Here is a 20,074-nt window from a genome sequence, read left to right as displayed (position 1 = left end):
TAGTCCTTTATTGCAGATTGGGACCCTCACCCTATCCGTCCCGCGCAGGAATGAAAAACATGAATAACTGCGCAGTCAGCCCCTCGAACCAGCAGCATTTCCCATGTTTCACATAAATATTTACCGCATCTGATAGCGATCTTCGCGCTAAGGCGCCCGCCGGTCTGGCAACTCGGTTTATAACATATCGATCTAAAACTCCCCCATCCTGACCGGGTCAGTTTCTGGGTAGCGCCCAGTTTGGCGAGCTACGGCGACACCCTCCCCAACGGAAAAACCGGTAAGGACTTTATGTGCGGATTAGCTGGCGAGTTACGTTTTGATCAACAACCTGCAGACCTTGCAGCCATCGAGCGAATCACCCATCACCTGGCCCCTCGCGGCCCCGATGCCTGGGGCTTTCACGCCCAGGGGCCGATAGCCCTGGGCCATCGCCGCCTGAAAATCATGGACCTGTCGGACGGCTCGGCGCAGCCGATGGTCGACAGTCAACTGGGCCTGTCCCTGGCCTTCAATGGCGCGATCTACAACTTCCCGGAGCTGCGCGCTGAACTCGAAGCACTCGGCTACGCGTTCTACTCCGGCGGCGATACCGAAGTGCTGCTCAAGGGCTATCACGCCTGGGGCGAAGCGCTGCTGCCGAAACTCAACGGCATGTTTGCCTTCGCCATCTGGGAGCGCGATTCGAAACGCCTGTTCATCGCCCGCGACCGTCTCGGTGTGAAGCCGCTGTACCTGTCGCGCACCGGCCAGCGCCTGCGTTTTGCCTCGGCGCTGCCGGCTTTGCTCAAGGGGGGTGACATCAACCCGATCCTCGATCCGGTGGCGCTCAACCATTACCTGAACTTCCATGCGGTGGTGCCTGCACCGCGTACCTTGCTGGCCGGTGTCGAGAAGCTGCCGCCGGCGAGCTGGATGCGCATTGAAGCAGACGGCACCACCGAGCAGAAAACCTGGTGGACCCTGCCCTACGGACCACATGACGACGAGAAAAACCTGACCCTGGAAGACTGGCGAGACCGTGTGCTCGACAGCACCCGCGAAGCGGTGGCGATCCGTCAACGGGCGGCGGTGGATGTCGGCGTGCTGCTTTCCGGCGGTGTCGATTCGAGCATGCTCGTCGGCCTGCTGCGGGAAGTCGGCGTGGAAAACCTGTCAACCTTTTCCATCGGTTTCCAGGATGCCGGCGGTGAGCGCGGTGACGAATTCCAGTATTCCGATCTGATCGCCAGGCATTACGGTACTCACCATCACCAACTGCGTATCGACGAAAAAGAAATCATCGAGCAACTGCCTGCCGCGTTCCGCGCCATGAGCGAGCCGATGGTCAGCCACGACTGCATCGCCTTCTATTTGCTGTCGCGGGAGGTGGCCAAACACTGCAAGGTGGTGCAAAGCGGTCAGGGTGCCGATGAGCTGTTCGCCGGTTATCACTGGTATCCGCAGGTCGACGGCGCGGCCGATCCGTTCGCGGCCTACCGTGAGGCGTTCTTCGACCGCAGCTACGACGACTACGCCGCCACGGTGCAACCGAAATGGCTGACGGCCTATGACGCTGCCGGCGACTTTGTGAAGGAACATTTCGCACAACCCGGCGCCGATGCAGCGGTCGACAAAGCCTTGCGCCTGGACAGCACGGTGATGCTGGTGGACGACCCGGTCAAACGTGTCGACAACATGACCATGGCCTGGGGCCTGGAAGCGCGCACGCCGTTTCTCGACTATCGCCTGGTGGAGTTGTCGGCCCGCATTCCGGGCAGGTTCAAACTGCCCGACGGCGGCAAGCAGGTCTTGAAAGAAGCCGCGCGACGGGTCATCCCGAGCGAGGTCATCGACCGCAAGAAAGGTTACTTTCCGGTGCCCGGCCTCAAGCATCTGGAGGGTGAGACCCTGAACTGGGTGCGCGAACTGCTGCTGGATCCGAGCCAGGATCGCGGCCTGTTCAATCCCGCCATGCTCGACAAACTGCTGACTGACCCACAAGGCCAGTTGACCCCGTTGCGCGGCTCCAGGCTGTGGCAATTGGCAGCTCTGAACCTGTGGCTCAGCGAACAAGGAATCTGATCGATGAAACCTCACGCCACGGCTTACAGCCAACGGCTGCTGCGCGGTCAGACGCCGTCCTACGAACGTTTGCAGGCGCGTCTGGCCGAGGATGGCAGCAAGCCGGCCGCCGAGCCGATTGCCGTGCATTGCGGCTGGGGCCGGTTGCTGATCGGCCACACCTTCCCCGACCCCGCAAGTCTTGCCCGGGAGTTGCTCAACGAGCAGCCCGGCGAGCGCGATATCGCTCTGTACGTAGCAGCGCCGCAGCAGGTTCTCGGTCTGGAACCGACCCAACTGTTTCTCGACCCCTCCGACACCTTGCGCCTGTGGTTCAGCGATTACCGTCAGGCCACGCGGGTGTTTCGCGGTTTCCGCATCCGTCGCGCACAAAGCGAAGAGGACTGGCAGGCGATCAATCAGCTGTATCAGGCACGCGGCATGCTGCCGATCGATGCCACCCTGCTCACTCCACATCATCAGGGCGGGCCGGTGTACTGGCTGGCCGAGGACGAAGACAGCGGCGCGGTGATCGGCAGTGTCATGGGTCTCAATCATCTCAAGGCCTATAACGATCCGGAAAATGGCAGCAGCCTGTGGTGCCTGGCGGTCGACCCGAAGTGTTCGCGTCCCGGCGTCGGCGAAGTGCTGGTGCGACATCTGGTCGAGCACTTCATGAGCCGCGGCTTGAGCTATCTCGACCTGTCGGTGTTGCACGACAACCGTCAGGCAAAAAACCTCTACGCCAAACTCGGCTTTCGCAATCTCTCGACCTTCGCCATCAAGCGCAAGAACGGCATCAATCAGCCGTTGTTTCTCGGTCCCGGACCGGAAGCCGATTTCAATCCCTATGCGCGGATCATTGTCGAGGAAGCGCATCGACGTGGCATCGATGTACAGGTGGACGATGCCGACGCCGGAATGTTCACCCTCAGCCACGGCGGGCGCCGGGTGCGCTGCCGCGAATCCCTGAGCGACCTGACCAGCGCTATCAGCATGAATCTGTGCCAGGACAAAAGCCTGACCCACAAAGTGCTGAAAAACGCCGGGTTGAACGTGCCGTCGCAGCAGTTGGCCGCGAATGCGGACGATAATCTGGCGTTTCTCGATGAGCATCAGCGGATCGTCGTCAAACCGTTGGATGGCGAGCAGGGTCGGGGCGTGGGGGTGGATCTGCAGAGTATCGAAGAGGTGCAGAAGGCCATCGAAACCGCGAAGCAATTCGACAGTCGGGTGCTGCTCGAAAGCTTCCATGAAGGCCTTGATCTGCGGATTCTGGTGATCGGATTCGAAGTGGTCGCCGCTGCGATCCGCCGACCGGCCGAGGTGATCGGCAACGGCCATCATTCCATCGGCGCACTGATCGAGGCGCAGAGCCGACGTCGACAAGCTGCGACCGGGGGCGAGAGCAAAATTCCGCTGGATCACGAAACCCAACGCACCCTGCACGCAGCGGGTTACGACTACAGCAGCATCCTGCCGGCCGGCGAGCATCTGTTCGTACGGCGCACGGCGAACCTGCACACCGGCGGCACCCTGGAAGACGTCACAGCGATTCTGCACCCGACCCTGGTCGATGCCGCCGTACGTGCGGCGCGAGCGCTGGACATTCCGATGGTCGGGCTCGACCTGATGGTGCCCGCCGCCGATCAGCCTGAATACGTGTTCATCGAAGCCAACGAACGGGCCGGTCTGGCCAACCATGAGCCGCAGCCGACGGCCGAACGGTTTGTGGATCTGTTGTTTCCGCACAGTCAGCCGACCGTTTGATCTTCCTTCAGCGTCATGCCCGCCCACATGCGGGAATGACGCCCCGCAACAGGAGTTTTCATGACCATTCCCGAACCGGATCTGAACTACTTGCAGAAAGTCCTGCTGGAAATGCTCGCCATTCCCAGCCCCACCGGGTTCACCGATACCATCGTGCGTTACGTCGCCGAGCGTCTTGAAGAACTCGGCATCCCTTTCGAGATGACCCGTCGCGGCACCATCCGCGCCACCCTCAAGGGCAAGAAAAACAGCCCCGACCGTGCGGTCTCGGCACACCTGGACACCATCGGCGCCACCGTCCGCGCCGTGAAAGACAACGGGCGTCTGACCCTCGCGCCGGTCGGCTGCTGGTCGAGCCGTTTCGCCGAGGGCAGCCGTGTCAGCCTGTTCACCGACAACGGCGTGATCCGCGGCAGCGTATTGCCGCTGATGGCCTCCGGGCACGCGTTCAACACCGCCGTCGACGAGATGCCGATCAGTTGGGATCACGTTGAACTGCGCCTTGATGCCTACTGCGCGACCCGCGCCGATTGTGACTCGCTGGGTATCGGCGTCGGTGATGTAGTGGCGTTCGATCCGCTGCCGGAGTTCACCGAAAGCGGCCATATCAGTGCCCGTCATCTGGATGACAAGGCGGGAGTCGCGGCACTGCTCGCCGCACTGAAAGCCATCGTCGACAGCGGCCAGGAACTGATGATCGACTGCCATCCGCTGTTCACCATCACCGAGGAAACCGGCAGCGGAGCGGCGGCGGCCCTGCCGTGGGACGTCAGCGAATTCGTCGGCATCGACATCGCCCCGGTCGCGCCCGGCCAGCACTCCAGCGAACACGCGGTGAGCGTGGCGATGCAGGATTCCGGCGGGCCTTATGACTATCACCTGTCCCGACATCTGCTGCGTCTGGCCGGTGAGCATGAATTGCCGGTGCGCCGCGACCTGTTCCGCTACTACTTCAGCGACGCCCATTCGGCGGTGACCGCCGGCCACGACATCCGCACCGCCCTGCTCGCCTTCGGCTGCGACGCGACCCACGGCTACGAACGCACGCACATCGACAGCCTGGCGGCCCTCAGCCGACTGTTGGGCGCGTATATCCTGAGCCCACCGGTGTTCGCCAGCGATGCGCAACCGGCCAACGCGTCACTGGACCGCTTCAGTCACCAGATAGAGCACGAGACACAAATGGAAAGCGACACCCGTGTGCCCTCGGTGGACAGCCTGGTGGGGCAACGCCCGGACAGTTGAGTCTGGCCCTCGGCGATCATTCGCCGTAGCATCCCGACATTGATTTAGCCGAGGTGCCCATGCTGATTCCCTACGACGCGCTTGAAGTCGACACCCTCACCCGCCTGATCAAGGACTTCGTCACCCGCGACGGTACCGACAACGGTGACGAAACCCCGCTGGAGACCCGCGTACTGCGGGTTCGCCAGGCTCTGATCAAGGGGCAGGCGCTGATCGTTTTCGATCCGCAAAGCGAGCAATGTCAGCTGATGCTCAAGCACGACGTGCCCAGACACCTTTTCGATTGAGGCTCAACGGCCCTTGCCGCTGGCCTGTTTGCGCTGAATCCGCTCATAGACTTCGGCGCGATGCACATTGACCTGCTGCGGCGCCTCGACGCCGAATCGCACGCTGGAGCCATTGACCGCCAATACGCGCAAGGTGATGTTGTCGCCGATGGAAATCAGTTCACCGACGACACGGCTGAGTACAAGCATGTAAAGCGTCCTTCAAAGTTTTCGAGCCTTGAAGATGCGCGGGTTTGGAACGCCCTACAATGCGTGGCGGGCAAATCAGTCAAACCCTACGCAATTGTGTGCGATGAGCCTTCAGACGTTTCCTTCAAAACCCTGTTTCAGCTCGCCGAAAACCTGGGGCCCAGCAGAATCACGCTGGCCCCGATCACGCACAATGCGACACCGATCCAGTCCGAACCCAGCGGTCTGATACGCTCGACCACTGCCAGCCAGCCAATCGAAGCAATGATGTAAATGCCCCCGTAAGCGGCATAGGCACGGCCGGCATACGTGGCTTCGACCCTGGTCAACAACAGCGCAAACAGCGTCAGGCTGATCAGCGCCGGGATCACCCAAAAGGCACTTTTGCCTTGGCGCAACCACATCCAGAAAGCGAAACAACCGGCGATTTCAAATAGCGCAGCGAGGAAAAACCACAAGTAGTTGAGCATGCACATGACTCGTCATGGGTGACTTTGGCGGTCACCCTATCGACCGGGCTCCAGTGCTGCAAGTTCAGCCGTTGTTCTGTCTGGCCTTGGCCCGCATCTTTTCGGCCATCGAGGTCATTTCCTTGTACAACAGCTGCGGGTTCTGCTGTTTGATCGCCCAGGCCATGCGTCCTTGCTCGTGGGGCAGGATCATGAATTCGCCAGCCGCTACTTGCCGGTAGATGTAGTCGGCAATATCGGCAGCGGTGATTGGCGAGCTTTCCAGCAACTTGCCGACCTGCGCTTTCATGGCCGGTGTCGGGCCACGGAACGAATCCAGCAGATTGGTCTGGAAGAACGACGGGCAGACCACATGAACGCCAACTTCCTGTTGAGCCAGCTCGACCAGCAGACTTTCGGACAAGGCCACCACACCGGCCTTGGCCACGTTGTAGTTGCTCATCGCCGGACCTTGCATCAATGCCGCCATCGAGGCGATGTTGATGATCTTGCCCTTGCTCTGCTCCAGTAACGGCAGGAACGCCTTGCAGCCTTTGACCACGCCCATCAGGTTGATCGCGATCTGCCAGTCCCAATCCTCCAGCGACAGCTCGCTGAAGAACCCGCCCGAGGCCACACCGGCGTTGTTGACGATGATATCGATGCCGCCGAATTTCTCTTCACAAGCCTGAGCGAACGCCGTGAGCTGGCTGTAGTCGCGCACGTCGCAACGCTGGACGAAACCGTCACCGCCCGTTTCGCGAACGAGTTTCAGCGTCTCCTGCAAACCGGGCTCGCTGACATCGGACAACGCCAGCCGCCAGCCTTCACGCGCCCAGCGCAGCGCGATTTCGCGACCCAGACCGGAGCCCGCGCCAGTGATCATCATGCGATTTTGCATAGCAAACAGCCTTGTTGTTCCGGGGAAGATGCGCGCAGTGTAGCGAAGGAAACGGAGCGACCCACGCTCAATCAGATTGCTGAATGGCCGGTTCAAACTGCGACATCGAACGAAATAAGACCGCGAACCAGATGCAATGAAAAAACTTTGAATTTTCTTTCATGCGCGCCAGTCGGAATTTGTAAGCCGTCTGGATTTCATTACAACTTCCAGCCGCCCTTGAACTTCAAGACTCTTGAGCCACTATCAACAAGGAAATCGACATGGGCACAATTCTTATCATTATCCTGATCCTGTTGCTGATCGGTGGTCTGCCGGTCTTTCCACACTCCAGAAGTTGGGGTTACGGTCCTTCGGGCATTATCGGTGTAGTGCTGGTTGTACTGTTGGTGTTGTTGTTACTCGGTCGGATATGACGTTTTTACCGACAAAAAAGAGGCCCTGAAAAGGGCCTCTTTTTATTGCGCCGAATGATCAGTCCGGCTTGCCGTTGGTCACACCGGCGGTGTTGTCGAGCAGACTCTTGGTTGCCGTCTGCAGGAACGCTTCAAGCTTGAGTTTCAACTCCGCAGTACGCGGCGCGTCCGGAATGATTTCGGCAGAAGGATTCGCGCCCAGTTGGTACTGGTACATCTTCGGTGCCATTTCCTTCTCTTTCGGCAGCACCAGGATCTGGTCGGCAGTCACGATCGCAGTGGTCTGCTCGCTGCCCGACGGCTTGATCACACCGAAACCGGTGTCCCCTGCCGGCAGATTCAGCAGGTCACGACCCCAGCATTGATGACGCACTTCGCCACCCAGACGCCCCATGATGGTCGGCACGATGTCGATCTGGGTGCCCACGGTATGGTCACGGGTACCGAATTTTTCCTGGATGCCCGGTGCGATCATCAGCATCGGTACGTTGAAGCGGCCCAGGTCCATTTCGGTGATCTGACGTTCGTTGCCGAAGCCGTGGTCGCCGACGATGACGAACAGGGTTTCCTTGAAGTAAGGCTCCTTGCGGGCCTTCTCGAAGAACTGGCCCAGCGCCCAGTCCGCGTAACGCATGGCGGTCAGGTGCTCGTTGAGCGTGCCACGGTCGGTCACACGCTCCACCGGCAATGGCGTCGGCAGGGCGTAAGGCGTGTGGTTGGACAGGGTCTGCAACAGGGCGTAGAACGGCTTGCCGTTTTCCCGCGCCTTCAACTCCACCAGACCACGGTCGAACATGTCCTGGTCGGATACGCCCCAGGTCGGATCGGAGAACACCGGGTTGACGAAGTCATTGCGGCCAACGAAGTTGGTCATGCCCTGGTTGCTGAAGAAACCGGACTGGTTGTCCCAGGCGAAGTCACCGTTGTAGACATAGACGTCGTCATACTTGCGCGCACTGAGCAGTTGCGGCAGGCCGGACAGCTTGTGGCTGCCTTCCGGGGTCTGCATCAGGTACTCGAAACCCGGCAGGTTCGGGAAGCAGGCCATGGTCGCGAACATGCCCTGGTGGGTATGGGTGCCATTGGAGAAGAAGCGATCGAACAGCAGGCCTTCCTTCGACAGTTTGTCGAGGTTCGGCGTGATGTTGCCTGGTGCGCCCAGAGCGCCCACCGAGTGACCGGCCATGCTTTCCATAAGGATCACGACAACGTTCTTGATCGGCAGGGTCTTGTCGGCCGGCGGTGTGTATTCGCGACGCACGGCGGCGATGTCACTGTCGACCAGCTTGTCGTCCGGCATCACCAGCATGTCGCGCACCACTTTCTGCGCCTGATCCTGCGGCAGCGTGGCTTTCCAGATATTGTTGCGGTCTTCGCCCATGCGGTCCTTGGCCGCCGCGATCAGCGACAGGGTGCCATTGAGGCCGAGCTGGTTGGCGAAGTTCGATTCGGTGGTGTACACGTCACCCCAGCGCAACGGCGGGCCCTGACGCAGAGTGCCGCGAACGGCGACCACGCAGATCAGCAGGCACACCACGAACACCGCCAGGCGTGCATACCATGGCGCCACCTGACGGGTACCGACATTGCCACCGCTGAACGGGCCACGCTGACGAGTCAGACGGTCGGCGCCCTTGAACGCGAGGGTCAGGATCAGCGTACCCACGGCCCAGGCCAGCAGATAACGCACCACCGGGAAACCGTACCAGAGCATGCTCATCACGGTTTTCGGGTCTTCCTTCACGTACTGGAACACCAGACCGTTGAGGCGCTGGTGGAACTCACGGTAGAAGTCCATCTCCATCAGGCCGAGGAACAGCGCGATGCTCGATGTAATGGTCAGCCACAGGCGGAAAAAACCGCGTGCGGCCATGGCCCGGGCACTGAACAGGGCCAGCACCATCGGAACGCAGAGGTAGACCACCAGGCGCAGGTCGAAACGCAGGCCGTTGGCGAAGGCTTCGAGGAAAGTCGAAGCCGGGGTGTCGAGGATCATCTCGCGGTTGTAGACCAGCAGCGCGAGGCGCAGCACGGAAAACATCACCATCATGACCAGCGCGCACAAGAGCGTGTAGGCCAGATGCGATTTGACGGTCGGTTGCAGCAGGCGACTGGAAGATCGCTGCTGATTCAGGGCGTCCGGGTTTGCCATGTCGTTTTAGGACCCATTGGAAGTTGAAGTTGCAAAAAATACAGCGGCGCCCTGCCCTCTGTTGGCCATTCCAGACCCCGGGGCTTGCGCGGTGCGCAAATGTTGCACGATCACCGGCGGCATTGCCATTGATTACTGCCACGCTGCCGTACTCTTTCATTAAAGGCACGGCATACCCGGACAGATACAAATTGCGCGGGCGAATTGTCTTGGAGACTTTGTGAAAATTTCGTTCAACGCATATCCGGAAACACAATATCGCTACAAAACAAAACGCCCCGAGTTCTTCGGGGCGTTTGCACAGCACGCGACGCTTACTTCTCGGCGCGTTCTTTCAGGGCTTTCAAGGTGTTGAACGGTGCATCGACCACAAACTTGTTGGCGATCATCGACGGCACGCTGCCACCCGGCTCGGTGTGGACCTGATAGGTCACTTCAACCTGATCGCCCTTCGGCACGAACTTCCAGAAGCCTTTGACCTGAGCAACGCGGACGAAACCCTTTTCTTCCGGCAGGTACTTCGGCAGGCCTTCCAGGGTGCGAGTCAGGCTGCCATCGGCGCCTTCAACGGTGGTGACATGCAGGATCGAATCGCGCGGGGTCACCGGCCATGGTGTATTGAACTGGGTGTAAGTCCAGCTCTGGTCACCCTCGTGCTTGAGCAATTTCTGGGTCTTGCATTCGTGAATCCAGGCGCAGGCACCGGATACGTCTTCTTGCAGTGCGCGCAGTTTGGCGACGGTGGTTTTCATCAAGGTCACGCCTTGATACGACTTGTAATCCGAGCCCGGCACCTCGCTCAGGGAAACCTTGATGCCGTCTTCGTTCTTGGCCACTTTCCAGTCTTCCGCCTGCGCTGCCGAAGTAGCCAGCACGGCAGTCAAACCACACAACACAGCGATACGATGCAGCGAACCCATAGTCTTATTCCTTATTGTTGAAGTTCCGTACGTTTGACACATCACGCCGCGGTCATCTGCTCCCACCAGCCAATCAGCCTGATCGCCTCTTCCTGGCTGTTTCCGCAGACTTCGACATCCGCCTGGAATCCGGAACAGACTGCGGGACGTTCTGGCTGGCCGAAAATGCTGCACAGGTTTTCGACCGAGAGCTGAACGCAACGTTCACCGGCGGGTTTGCCCTCGGGCATGCCAGGAATCGGCGAACTGATCGAAGGGGCAATGCAACAGGCACCACAACCTTCACGGCATTTCATGACAACGAACTCCTCGCGACGGGCAATGTGTCAAAGGGACGCGGACAGGGTAACCGCTAAAACGATTGTTTCAAATTCCCTGAACCGGGGTTTTTACGCACAAACGAAAGTGACTGACCGGTCTCCGACAAAGCGTCTGGTCTGCGGGTTACGCCTCGATTGAATTTACTGCTTGAATTCGAAGTCCAGCGCGGCGCCTTCGACGTCTCGACGTTCATCGTTACGCAGTTGCAACTGCATTTCGTTGCTCAGCAGTCGACCGTTAAGCTGAAACCCGCTGCTCTTTTCACCAAACATCTGCGGAAGAATCGCATCATGCCGAGGCAATGGCACCGCGCCCGCAGGTTTCAATTGCTGGACCATTTCCCGGGGCAGACTGAGGTCGAGTCTGGCCGGTGGCAACGGCTTCTTCGCCACTTCACTGGCCGATTTCGACTTGGAAGCGATTGGAGCACGTTTCTTCGCCGGGGCGGCTTTCTTTGCCTGCTTATCTTTCGCAGGCACCGCTTTCTTGCTGGAAACCGACTTTTTCACCGTGGATGTGGCTGTCGGTTTTTCCGAAACGGCAGCGGCCATGGCAGCGGGCGCCTGTCCGATCATCAACAGACCCAGCAAAACCCAGGCGGCAGGAAAAATCGCTTTCATGGAACCTACGACACAAGCGGCAGAGGGCCATATGCTCGCCTGTTGAACGCTACATGACAAGCGCTCCACGCCGTCCCTTCAGAAACCGCCGGCCATTTCCTGACACAATTGAGTCGCCAGCAGACCGAGAGTCATCAGCGCCCGTTCCGCCTCGCGATTCCACGGAGTGCCGCAGTTCAGGCGAATACAGTGGTTGAACTGCTCGGTATTACTGAAGATCAGACCCGGCGCGATGCTGATGCCCTGCTGCAACGCGCGGACATGCAATTCCTGGGTGTTGACCCGTCCCGGCAGACTCACCCACAGGATGAAACCGCCCGTGGGCCGGGTCATTTGCGTGCCTTCAGGGAAGTACTGCTGCACCGCCAGCTGGAATGCGCTGAGGTTTTTTCGATATTCCTGGCGTATGTACCGTAAATGCCGGTCATAACCGCCATTTTCCAGATAAGCGGCAATCGCCATTTGCGTGACACTGCACGCCGAATGCGTGCTGAAGGTCTGCAGACGCTGAATTTCCTGCTGATATTTACCTGCAATCATCCAGCCGACGCGCACACCCGGCGACAATGTCTTGGAGAAGCTCGAACAGTAAATGACCCGATCCAGCCGATCATAGGCCTTGAGCGCTTTGGTTCGTCCCTGCTCGAACATCAGCTCGCCATAGATATCGTCTTCGACGATCTGGATATCGAAGTCCGATGCGAGACGCAGCAACTGTTTCTGTCGGTCTTCAGGCATGGTGCCGCCCAGCGGATTGCTCAGCCGGGTCGTCAACACCAGGGCTTTGATCGACCATTGGTTGGCCGCCAGTTGCAGGGCTTCGAGACTCATGCCGGTGGCCGGGTCGCTGGGGATTTCGATGACTTTCAGGCCCAGCAGGTCGGCCAGTTGCAAGAGGCCGTAATAGGTTGGCGATTCGGCGGCGATCAGGTCCCCCGGGCGCGTCAGCACCCGCAATGACATCTGCAAGGCATCGACACAACCGTGGGTGATCACCACTTCCGAAGGATCGACCACCACCCCGGCGTCGCGCATGCGGATCGCCACTTGTCGGCGCAATGGCTCGAAGCCCGGACTGAACATGTAGCTGAAAGCGCGCGGGCTATGGAATCGGGTGACCTTGGCCAATTGCTGATGCAGCGCACGCACCGGCAAGTAATCGACGCTCGGTACAGCTGCGCCCAAAGGGAACACGCCCTCGCGGCGCGACTCGACCAACACTTGCTGGATGATGCTGGCGCGGGTAACCAGGCCTGGCCGTTCGACCCGGGCGATGTCCGGGGTCGGTGCGGTCAGCGCCGGTGTCTGGTGCACGTAGTAACCGGACTGCGGCCGCGCACGGATCAGCCCCTGATCTTCAAGATTGGCGTATGCCTGCAACACTGTCGCATGGCTGACATTGAGCTGCGAACTCATCTTGCGTACCGAGGGTACGCGCTCGCCGGGTTGATAGACGCCACGACGGATGTCTTCGGCCAGCTGTTGAGCAATACGTTGGTAGAGCAAGAGATTGGTCATGACGCAGCACTCGATTTCACGGGCGTTTTATTCTTGTGTGAAACAATACCGGAACAGTTTTGAAGTGTACTGGGACAGTTGCCATATTAGTCAACCATACAGTGCAGTGTCGGTTAAATCTGTACTGCTTTGTGAGGCAATCGACAGACGTAAAAAAGCCCGGCGCTGCAGGACAGCCCGGGCTTTCCAGTAACGCCAGCCTCAGCGGGCGGCGCCTAGCTGGCCTTTTTCGTCGGAGAAGACGATTTCAACCCGACGGTTCTGGGCGCGCCCACGCTCGGAAGCGTTGGCGTCCACCGGGTACTCGTCGCCATAGCCTTCGACCTGAATGCGCTTTTCGTCGATGCCCAGATCTGTCAGCACGTCGGCCACCGATTGTGCGCGATCACGGGACAGCTTGAGGTTTTCCTGCTTGCCGCCGGTACTATCGGTGTAACCCTCGATACGCACCACGCGTTTCGGATTGAGTTGCAGGAACTGCACGATCTTCAGAACCACACGATTGGCCGAGTTCTTCAGTTCGGCTTCACCGGTATCGAACAGCACGTCACCCAACGTCATCACCAGACCGCGATCCGTCTGGGTGGTCGCCAGTGCAACGATCTGCTCCTCCAGCCACTTGCCCTGCTGTTGCACACTCAACAGCTTGGATTCGCGCAGTGCCAGTTGCAGGCGTTGGCGCTCGAGCTCCAGCTTCGCTGCGCGCTCCTCGTTGAGCACCAGATTGGTGTGTTCCCTGGCGATCTGGCTGTAGCGCTGGCTCAGGTAGGAATAATGCACCACGTCCGCACCGCTTCCCCAGTACGAGGAAAGCCGATCGGCACGAGCCAGGGACTCACCGGCCCGAATCACGTCTTTCGGCGCGATACGCAGCACATTGGAGTCTTCCTTGACCTTTTGAAAATCAGCACTGGCCTCCTGCAAGGCGCCCTCACTGTGTTGACCTGCACAACCAAAGAGGCTGGTGCAACCGACGAGCACCAGTGCGCCGAACATGTTGGACGTCAGACTCATTGGGCATCTCCCAGTTGCTTGCGCAGACGGATGATGCGGGAATTGAGCACGTTCAGTTGTTCCTCGCTTTTCTGTGTCAGCACCTTGGCTTCGGCCAGACGGGCATCCAGCTCGGCCTGTTCGGCGCGCACCCGCGCATTCTTGTAGGATTCGCCGGCCATGCTGCCCTTGGCCCGATTGAACTTGTCTTCGGCCAGTTTCATTTCCGGCACTTCGTCAGCAGTGGCGCCGACAGCCTTGGCTTGCTCGAGCGCTCGCTCGGTCAAACGCATTTGTTCGTGGGGTGCCGGATCACTGGCGCAACCGGCCAGAGCCAGGACGGCCAGGGCCGCGAAAGGAAGTTTGTTACTCACTGAGAATCCCTACTGTTTTGGGGCACTGACAGGTTGTTGCGGCGCCTGTTGCTGCTGCGCCTTCCAGCGCTCGATGTTGCTTTGCAGCGTGGTTTCCGTCAGGCCGGACGCGGGCAATTCTGTCATCTTTTTGGCCAGCTGTCCGCGCAACCAGGGATCGTTGCAGGCGGAGTTGTGAGAAATCGCCAGGAACAGACCTGGCCGGTCAATCGGCTGTTCAAAGGCCAGCAGATCATTGGCCATGCCCAATGCCTGCGCGGCCGCCATGCCCGAGTAACGTCCGGCAAGTACATATTCCACCTCGCCCAGCAGAAGTTTCTGAAATGCCTGGGTCAGGTTTGCCGTACGCACAAGAGTCAATTGCTGCTCGGCGAAAGTGCTGAAAGCCGACGTCATTCGAGACTTTTCCGACAGGCCTCCGGTATGTCCATGCAAGTCTTTGGCTTCGCTGTAAACGAGCGTCGAACCTTTACGGGTCCACACCAGATAATCATTTTCCAGCAGCGGCGGATGGATGTAGTCGAAATTTTCCAGTTCGCTGACATTCAGAGGGGCGTCGGCCAGCATGTCCATGCGCCCACTGCGAACCTCATCAAGGGCCTGTGAGCGTTTGCCGGCGTAAAGCAGTTCCACCTTGATGCCCAGGTCCTTCGCCACTTGCTGCAGCAGGTCGGCGCTGGCACCGATCAACTGTTTGGGATTCTGCGGATCCTGCCAGAGATACGGCGGTGCATCCGGGCTGCCGGTGACGACCAGCCGCTCGCACTTGCCGGCCGCCACCGACAAGCCTGGCAGCAATGCCAGCCCCAGCCATAACGAGAAGCCCAACCGGCGATGCAGATCCATGGCGACACGCTCCCACTCAAATCCGAAACAAAAAAAAGCCCGACCAAAAGGTCGGGCTCTTTATAAGTGAAGCTGCCGGATTAGACCAGCTTCTCCAGCTCAGGTACGGCTTCGAACAGATCCGCCACCAGGCCGTAGTCAGCCACCTGGAAGATCGGCGCCTCTTCGTCCTTGTTGATCGCAACGATCACTTTGGAGTCTTTCATGCCGGCCAGGTGCTGAATCGCGCCGGAGATACCGACAGCTATGTACAGTTGTGGCGCAACGATCTTGCCGGTCTGACCGACCTGCATGTCGTTCGGTACGAAACCTGCGTCGACCGCAGCGCGGGAAGCACCAACGGCAGCGCCCAGTTTGTCGGCCAGCGCGTACAGGTGTTTGAAGTTGTCACCGTTCTGCATGCCGCGGCCGCCGGAAACGACGATCTTGGCAGCGGTCAGCTCAGGACGATCGGACTTGGCCAGTTCTTCGTTGACGAAGCTGGAAATGCCGGAGTCATGAGCGGCAGCAACCGATTCAACGGCAGCCGAACCACCTTCTGCTGCAACCGGATCGAAACCGGTGGCACGCACGGTGATTACTTTGATCGCAGCGGTCGATTGCACGGTAGCGATGGCGTTACCGGCGTAGATCGGACGCTTGAAGGTGTCGGCGCTTTCTACCGAGATGATTTCGGAGATCTGGTCAACGTCCAGCTGAGCGGCAACGCGCGGCAGGATGTTTTTGCCGTTGGAAGTGGCGGCAGCCAGGATGTGGCTGTAGCCCTTGCCCAGTTCGGCTACCAGCGGAGCGACGTTTTCCGGCAGCTGATGCGCGTAGGCAGCATTGTCAGCGTTCAGGACCTTGCTCACGCCAGCGATTTTCGCAGCGGCTTCTGCCACGGCGCCAGCGCCCTGGCCGGCAACCAGAACGTGGATGTCGCCACCGATTTTGGCGGCGGCAGCCACGGTGTTCAGGGTGGCCGGGGCCAGCACCTTGTTGTCGTGTTCGGCGATTACCAAGATAGTCATGTTCAGATTACCTTCGCTTCGTTTTTCAGTTTCTCGACCAGTTCAGCCACCGACTTGACCTTGATACCCGCGCTGCGTGCAGCCGGTGCTTCGACTTTCAGAGTCTTGTTGGTGGAAGCGGTGGAAACGCCCAAAGCGTCCGGAGTCAGCGTCTCGAGAGGCTTCTTCTTGGCTTTCATGATGTTTGGCAGGGACGCATAGCGCGGCTCGTTCAAACGCAGGTCGGTGGTGACGATGGCCGGCAGCTTCAGGGAAACGGTCTGCGCGCCGCCGTCGATTTCGCGAGTCACGGCAACGCTGTCGCCGGAGACTTCGACTTTCGAGGCGAACGTGCCCTGACCGAAGCCGCTCAGTGCTGCGAGCATCTGGCCGGTCTGGTTGTTGTCGCTGTCGATGGCCTGTTTGCCCAGGATCACCAGCTGAGGCTGTTCCTTGTCGACCACGGCCTTGAGCAGCTTGGCCACGGCCAGGGAAGTCAGTTCTTCAGCGGATTCGACGAGGATGGCACGGTCGGCACCCAGAGCCAGCGCGGTACGCAGTTGCTCCTGAGCGGTGGACGGGCCGATGGAGACGACGACGATCTCGGTCGCAACGCCTTTCTCTTTCAGGCGTACGGCTTCTTCCACTGCGATTTCGCAGAAAGGGTTCATCGACATCTTGACGTTGGCGAGGTCTACGCCGGAATTGTCCGCCTTGACGCGAACCTTGACGTTGTAATCCACAACGCGTTTGACAGCTACAAGAACCTTCATGGATTCCTCGTTACTCTCCGGTGAAAAGAAAGTCGCCTAGGCGAACCTGGCGGTTGATGCTCATCGGGCACAAGGGCACCTCCAAAAACGCCGGCCGAGCGGGATGACCGTTCGTCAGTCGTGACTGACAAGTCATGCCGCTTCGCGGTGTGTAAACTGCGCGCCGAACCTGCGCTGCGCATCACCGGATACCGCCTTCGCCCTGTCTTTAGAGGTGCTCTTGAAACCACCATTCAGCCTACGGCGAGCGCAAAACCGACCGTATCTTGACCGGAACGCCCATTCTGGTCAATACGCCAAAATGCCCTGTCATAAGCCGCGCTTCTTTGATTTCTCTGGGCTCGAGCCAATTCAAACAAACGTTTGTATTGGACGCTAAGAGTGGTGTAGATATAATGCGCCGCCTAGAGAGAAAGGTGGTTTGCCCATTATTACCCTTGACGTTAACGTAAAGGCAATAACGGATGCGACACCGAACCTCCAAATTAGAAAAAAAACTGTTGAGCCTTGAGTAGGAGATAGCCTGTGGAACGCGAATACATGGAATTCGACGTGGTCATCGTCGGTGCCGGCCCCGCTGGCCTGTCCGCCGCCTGCCGTCTGAAGCAGAAGGCCGCCGAAGCCGGTAAGGAAATCAGCGTCTGCGTGGTCGAAAAAGGCTCCGAAGTCGGCGCGCACATCCTGTCCGGTGCCGTATTCGAACCACGGGCCCTGAACGAACTGTTCCCGGACTGGAAAGAACTCGGCGCGCCGCTGAACACGCCCGTCACCCGCGATGACATTTTCGTGTTGAAAAACGCCGAAAGCGCGCAGAAGATTCCTGACTTCTTTGTGCCCAAGACCATGCACAACGAAGGCAACTACATCATCTCCCTCGGCAACCTGTGCCGCTGGCTGGCCCAACAGGCCGAGAACCTGGGCGTGGAAATCTACCCGGGCTTCGCCGCTCAGGAAGCGCTGATCGATGAAAACGGCGTGGTACGCGGGATCATCACCGGCGACCTCGGTGTCGACCGCGAAGGCAAGCCGAAGGAAGGCCTGTACACCCCGGGCATGGAACTGCGTGGCAAATACACGCTGTTCGCCGAGGGCTGCCGCGGCCACATCGGCAAGCAACTGATCAAGCGCTACAACCTCGACAGCGATGCCGACGCCCAGCACTACGGCATCGGCCTGAAAGAAATCTGGGAAATCGATCCGGCCAAACACCAGCCTGGCCTGGTGGTGCACACCGCCGGTTGGCCGCTGGACATCATGGGCACCGAGAACACCGGCGGCTCGTTCCTCTATCACCTGGAAAACAATCAGGTGGTGGTCGGTCTGATCGTCGACCTGTCCTACAGCAACACGTACTTGTCGCCGTTCGACGAATTCCAGCGCCTCAAGCATCACCCGGTGCTCAAGCAGTACCTGGAAGGCGGCAAGCGCGTCAGCTACGGCGCACGTGCGATCTGCAAAGGCGGCCTGAACTCGCTGCCGAAAATGGTGTTCAAGGGCGGCGCGCTGATCGGTTGCGACCTCGGCACCCTGAACTTCGCCAAGATCAAGGGCAGCCACACCGCGATGAAGTCCGGCATGCTCGCCGCCGAATCCGTGGCCGACGCGCTGTTCGCTGAAAAGGATGGCACCGAAGAGCTGACCACCTACGTCGACGCCTTCAAGAAGAGCTGGCTCTACGAAGAACTGTTCGCCAGCCGCAACTTCGGCCCGGCGATCCACAAGTTCGGCGCCATCGTCGGCGGCGGTTTCAACTGGCTGGACCAGAACATCTTCGGCGGCAAACTGCCGTTCACCCTGCACGACACCAAGCCGGACTACGCTTGCCTCAAGCTTGCGGCCGACTGCAAGAAGATCGACTACCCGAAACCCGACGGCAAGATCAGCTTCGACAAGCTGAGCTCGGTGTTCATCTCCGGTACCAACCATGAAGAAGAACAGCCGTGCCACCTGAAACTGACCGACCCGAGCATCCCGCTGAGCCGCAACCTGCCGATGTACGACGAACCGGCGCAGCGCTACTGCCCAGCCGGCGTGTATGAAGTGATCACCCAGGAAGACGGCGAGAAGCGCTTCCAGATCAACGCCCAGAACTGCGTGCACTGCAAGACCTGTGACATCAAGGACCCTTCGCAGAACATCACCTGGGTGACGCCGGAAGGCGCCGGCGGCCCGACCTATCCAAACATGTAAGTCGATCCGTTGAACATCAAGGCTCCCGAAACGGGGGCCTTTTTGTTGCCTGCGATCTGTAAAGGATCAGGCCGCGCGCTCATCCCCCGGGCTACGCTCGAAATAGCGTTTGTACTCACGGCTGAACTGCGATGTGCTTTGATACCCCACCCGATGCGCCACCTGCGCCACCCCGAGCCCCTCGGCGATCAGCAGCGTCTGCGCTTTCAACAAGCGCAGTCGCTTCAGGTATTGCACCGGCGACAGCAACGTGCTGCGTTTGAAGTGCTCGTGAAAGGTTGAAACGCTCATGTTCGCGCAACCGGCCAGCGTCTCGACGTTCAACGGCTCGGTGTAATGCGCATGCAGATGACTGATCGACGCTGCCACCCGCGCAAACTGCCCCTGCTGCTCCACCAGCGCCCGCAACACATCGGCCTGGGGACCACGCAACGCCACGAACAATAACTCACGCAGCCGCGCCGGTCCGAGAATCTGACACTCCAACGGATCGTGCAGACAGCGCAGCAAGCGTTCGACACAACCGCGCATGTCATCGTCGAGCACCACTGACGTCATCGACTCCGGTGTCTGCGCCGGAATATGCCGCCCCGGCGCCAGCCCCATGGCCAGCACCAGTTCCCCGAGCAGCGCCCGGTCGATTGCCACCGACACCCCGAGCAGCGGCGCGTCCGGCAACGCATAGGTTTCGCATTCGAATGGCACCGGCAGCGCCTGGATCAGGTAATGCCCTGCGCCGTATTCCATGGTGCGCGGCCCCAGGTACGCCAGTTTGCTGCCCTGAGCGATGATCATCAGGCTCGGTTCGTAAATGTGCGGGCCACGGGCGACGTCGCAACTGGCGCGCAGCACCTGCACGCCCGGCAGCCCGGTCTGGCTGTAACCATCGCGCAGCGCCAACGGTTCGATCAGCGAAACCAGGGTGGCGTTGGCATCAAGATGACGGGTCAATTGCATCGGCTGGCTCTACAGAAAAAACGCGGAAAAAGGGACAGAAGCATGATCGCAGATCCTTCTGCCAATGCGACCAATCAACCCCGCATGCCGGAGGATTAGGCATGACACCCGGAGGATTCGC

20 protein-coding genes are annotated in these 20,074 nt (G+C 59.6%); 6 read left to right on the top strand and 14 right to left on the bottom strand.

Annotation, left to right across the window (positions count from 1 at the left end; translation table 11 throughout):
- Positions 1 to 291: 291 nt before the first annotated feature.
- The 4 genes from ACK6BI_RS07370 to ACK6BI_RS07355 are packed head-to-tail and all read left to right on the top strand — an operon-like array spanning position 292 to position 5,345.
- Positions 292 to 2,064, top strand: coding sequence for an N-acetylglutaminylglutamine amidotransferase (locus ACK6BI_RS07370; RefSeq protein ID WP_409316533.1), 1,773 nt, complete (start codon positions 292 to 294; stop codon positions 2,062 to 2,064).
- A 3-nt stretch (positions 2,065 to 2,067) separates the two neighbouring features.
- Positions 2,068 to 3,813 carry an N-acetylglutaminylglutamine synthetase gene (gene ngg / locus ACK6BI_RS07365; protein WP_409316532.1) on the top strand — a complete coding sequence of 582 codons (1,746 nt, stop codon included), beginning with the start codon at positions 2,068 to 2,070 and terminating at the stop codon, positions 3,811 to 3,813.
- A gap of 60 nt (positions 3,814 to 3,873) precedes the next feature.
- Entirely contained in the window at positions 3,874 to 5,058 is a 1,185-nt protein-coding gene (locus tag ACK6BI_RS07360; protein ID WP_409316531.1) for an osmoprotectant NAGGN system M42 family peptidase, read from the top strand.
- Between the two features lie 59 nt (positions 5,059 to 5,117).
- A complete protein-coding gene (locus ACK6BI_RS07355; RefSeq protein WP_409316530.1) occupies positions 5,118 to 5,345 on the top strand; it encodes a YheU family protein in 228 nt (75 codons plus the stop codon).
- A gap of 3 nt (positions 5,346 to 5,348) precedes the next feature.
- Here ACK6BI_RS07355 and csrA read toward each other — a convergent pair whose 3' ends face one another.
- The 3 genes from csrA to ACK6BI_RS07340 all read right to left on the bottom strand — a co-directional run bounded on the left by csrA (position 5,349) and on the right by ACK6BI_RS07340 (position 6,884).
- Positions 5,349 to 5,534, bottom strand: a complete 186-nt coding sequence (gene csrA, locus ACK6BI_RS07350; RefSeq protein ID WP_409316529.1) for a carbon storage regulator CsrA — start codon at positions 5,532 to 5,534, stop codon at positions 5,349 to 5,351.
- A gap of 137 nt (positions 5,535 to 5,671) precedes the next feature.
- Positions 5,672 to 6,004, bottom strand: a complete 333-nt coding sequence (locus ACK6BI_RS07345) for a YnfA family protein (RefSeq protein WP_409316528.1) — start codon at positions 6,002 to 6,004, stop codon at positions 5,672 to 5,674.
- Positions 6,005 to 6,068: 64 nt separating this feature from the next.
- Positions 6,069 to 6,884: an SDR family oxidoreductase gene (locus ACK6BI_RS07340; protein ID WP_409316527.1), complete on the bottom strand. Its 816-nt coding sequence runs from the start codon at positions 6,882 to 6,884 to the stop codon at positions 6,069 to 6,071.
- A gap of 257 nt (positions 6,885 to 7,141) precedes the next feature.
- Here ACK6BI_RS07340 and ACK6BI_RS07335 point away from each other — a divergent pair, with 257 nt between their 5' ends.
- Positions 7,142 to 7,300: a DUF3309 family protein gene (locus ACK6BI_RS07335; RefSeq protein ID WP_169432680.1), complete on the top strand. Its 159-nt coding sequence runs from the start codon at positions 7,142 to 7,144 to the stop codon at positions 7,298 to 7,300.
- A gap of 58 nt (positions 7,301 to 7,358) precedes the next feature.
- On the opposite strand, the gene ACK6BI_RS07330 is transcribed toward ACK6BI_RS07335, so the two are convergent.
- From ACK6BI_RS07330 to ACK6BI_RS07285, 10 genes are all read right to left on the bottom strand, one after another.
- Positions 7,359 to 9,452: an LTA synthase family protein gene (locus ACK6BI_RS07330; protein WP_409316526.1), complete on the bottom strand. Its 2,094-nt coding sequence runs from the start codon at positions 9,450 to 9,452 to the stop codon at positions 7,359 to 7,361.
- A 314-nt stretch (positions 9,453 to 9,766) separates the two neighbouring features.
- Positions 9,767 to 10,372, bottom strand: coding sequence for an START domain-containing protein (locus tag ACK6BI_RS07325; protein WP_409316525.1), 606 nt, complete (start codon positions 10,370 to 10,372; stop codon positions 9,767 to 9,769).
- A gap of 41 nt (positions 10,373 to 10,413) precedes the next feature.
- On the bottom strand, positions 10,414 to 10,668 hold the full coding sequence (locus ACK6BI_RS07320) for a YkgJ family cysteine cluster protein (protein ID WP_409316524.1): 255 nt from the start codon (positions 10,666 to 10,668) through the stop codon (positions 10,414 to 10,416).
- 165 nt (positions 10,669 to 10,833) lie between these two features.
- A complete protein-coding gene (locus ACK6BI_RS07315; RefSeq protein WP_409316523.1) occupies positions 10,834 to 11,313 on the bottom strand; it encodes a translation initiation factor 2 in 480 nt (159 codons plus the stop codon).
- 78 nt (positions 11,314 to 11,391) lie between these two features.
- Positions 11,392 to 12,831 carry a PLP-dependent aminotransferase family protein gene (locus ACK6BI_RS07310; protein WP_409316522.1) on the bottom strand — a complete coding sequence of 480 codons (1,440 nt, stop codon included), beginning with the start codon at positions 12,829 to 12,831 and terminating at the stop codon, positions 11,392 to 11,394.
- Positions 12,832 to 13,032: 201 nt separating this feature from the next.
- Positions 13,033 to 13,845: an OmpA family protein gene (locus ACK6BI_RS07305; RefSeq protein ID WP_065257195.1), complete on the bottom strand. Its 813-nt coding sequence runs from the start codon at positions 13,843 to 13,845 to the stop codon at positions 13,033 to 13,035.
- Entirely contained in the window at positions 13,842 to 14,171 is a 330-nt protein-coding gene (locus ACK6BI_RS07300; protein WP_065257269.1) for a DUF4398 domain-containing protein, read from the bottom strand. The genes ACK6BI_RS07305 and ACK6BI_RS07300 overlap by 4 nt, the downstream gene beginning before the upstream one ends.
- Positions 14,172 to 14,207: 36 nt before the next feature.
- Positions 14,208 to 15,044 carry a substrate-binding periplasmic protein gene (locus tag ACK6BI_RS07295; RefSeq protein ID WP_409316521.1) on the bottom strand — a complete coding sequence of 279 codons (837 nt, stop codon included), beginning with the start codon at positions 15,042 to 15,044 and terminating at the stop codon, positions 14,208 to 14,210.
- Positions 15,045 to 15,124: 80 nt separating this feature from the next.
- The gene (locus ACK6BI_RS07290) at positions 15,125 to 16,054 is read right to left on the bottom strand and encodes an electron transfer flavoprotein subunit alpha/FixB family protein (protein WP_065257197.1); all 930 of its coding nucleotides are present in this window, start codon (positions 16,052 to 16,054) and stop codon (positions 15,125 to 15,127) included.
- A gap of 2 nt (positions 16,055 to 16,056) precedes the next feature.
- Positions 16,057 to 16,806, bottom strand: coding sequence for an electron transfer flavoprotein subunit beta/FixA family protein (locus tag ACK6BI_RS07285; protein ID WP_409316520.1), 750 nt, complete (start codon positions 16,804 to 16,806; stop codon positions 16,057 to 16,059).
- Positions 16,807 to 17,331: 525 nt separating this feature from the next.
- On the opposite strand from ACK6BI_RS07285, the gene ACK6BI_RS07280 reads away from it, so the two are divergent.
- Positions 17,332 to 18,996 (top strand): electron transfer flavoprotein-ubiquinone oxidoreductase, encoded by a 1,665-nt coding sequence (locus ACK6BI_RS07280; RefSeq protein WP_409316519.1) that lies wholly within the window; start codon positions 17,332 to 17,334, stop codon positions 18,994 to 18,996.
- A 66-nt stretch (positions 18,997 to 19,062) separates the two neighbouring features.
- On the opposite strand, the gene ACK6BI_RS07275 is transcribed toward ACK6BI_RS07280, so the two are convergent.
- Positions 19,063 to 19,953 carry an AraC family transcriptional regulator N-terminal domain-containing protein gene (locus tag ACK6BI_RS07275; RefSeq protein ID WP_409316518.1) on the bottom strand — a complete coding sequence of 297 codons (891 nt, stop codon included), beginning with the start codon at positions 19,951 to 19,953 and terminating at the stop codon, positions 19,063 to 19,065.
- Positions 19,954 to 20,074 lie beyond the last annotated feature (121 nt).

It is taken from the genome of Pseudomonas sp. KCJK9016 (assembly GCF_046231795.1).
GTDB classification, from domain to species: domain Bacteria; phylum Pseudomonadota; class Gammaproteobacteria; order Pseudomonadales; family Pseudomonadaceae; genus Aquipseudomonas; species Aquipseudomonas bananamidigenes.
This window is presented reverse-complemented; position numbering and strand designations above follow the sequence as displayed.

Bases quoted from the DNA above. Each gene is read 5' to 3' on its own strand.
- ACK6BI_RS07330 (WP_409316526.1), bottom strand. From the start codon at position 9,452: ATGGCAAACCCGGACGCCCTGAATCAGCAGCGATCTTCCAGTCGCCTG.
- ngg (WP_409316532.1), top strand. From the start codon at position 2,068: ATGAAACCTCACGCCACGGCTTACAGCCAACGGCTGCTGCGCGGTCAG.
- ACK6BI_RS07345 (WP_409316528.1), bottom strand. From the start codon at position 6,004: ATGCTCAACTACTTGTGGTTTTTCCTCGCTGCGCTATTTGAAATCGCC.
- ACK6BI_RS07315 (WP_409316523.1), bottom strand. From the start codon at position 11,313: ATGAAAGCGATTTTTCCTGCCGCCTGGGTTTTGCTGGGTCTGTTGATG.
- ACK6BI_RS07355 (WP_409316530.1), top strand. From the start codon at position 5,118: ATGCTGATTCCCTACGACGCGCTTGAAGTCGACACCCTCACCCGCCTG.
- ACK6BI_RS07360 (WP_409316531.1), top strand. From the start codon at position 3,874: ATGACCATTCCCGAACCGGATCTGAACTACTTGCAGAAAGTCCTGCTG.
- ACK6BI_RS07275 (WP_409316518.1), bottom strand. From the start codon at position 19,953: ATGCAATTGACCCGTCATCTTGATGCCAACGCCACCCTGGTTTCGCTG.
- ACK6BI_RS07370 (WP_409316533.1), top strand. From the start codon at position 292: ATGTGCGGATTAGCTGGCGAGTTACGTTTTGATCAACAACCTGCAGAC.
- ACK6BI_RS07290 (WP_065257197.1), bottom strand. From the start codon at position 16,054: ATGACTATCTTGGTAATCGCCGAACACGACAACAAGGTGCTGGCCCCG.
- csrA (WP_409316529.1), bottom strand. From the start codon at position 5,534: ATGCTTGTACTCAGCCGTGTCGTCGGTGAACTGATTTCCATCGGCGAC.
- ACK6BI_RS07285 (WP_409316520.1), bottom strand. From the start codon at position 16,806: ATGAAGGTTCTTGTAGCTGTCAAACGCGTTGTGGATTACAACGTCAAG.
- ACK6BI_RS07320 (WP_409316524.1), bottom strand. From the start codon at position 10,668: ATGAAATGCCGTGAAGGTTGTGGTGCCTGTTGCATTGCCCCTTCGATC.
- ACK6BI_RS07325 (WP_409316525.1), bottom strand. From the start codon at position 10,372: ATGGGTTCGCTGCATCGTATCGCTGTGTTGTGTGGTTTGACTGCCGTG.
- ACK6BI_RS07310 (WP_409316522.1), bottom strand. From the start codon at position 12,831: ATGACCAATCTCTTGCTCTACCAACGTATTGCTCAACAGCTGGCCGAA.
- ACK6BI_RS07295 (WP_409316521.1), bottom strand. From the start codon at position 15,044: ATGGATCTGCATCGCCGGTTGGGCTTCTCGTTATGGCTGGGGCTGGCA.
- ACK6BI_RS07305 (WP_065257195.1), bottom strand. From the start codon at position 13,845: ATGAGTCTGACGTCCAACATGTTCGGCGCACTGGTGCTCGTCGGTTGC.
- ACK6BI_RS07340 (WP_409316527.1), bottom strand. From the start codon at position 6,884: ATGCAAAATCGCATGATGATCACTGGCGCGGGCTCCGGTCTGGGTCGC.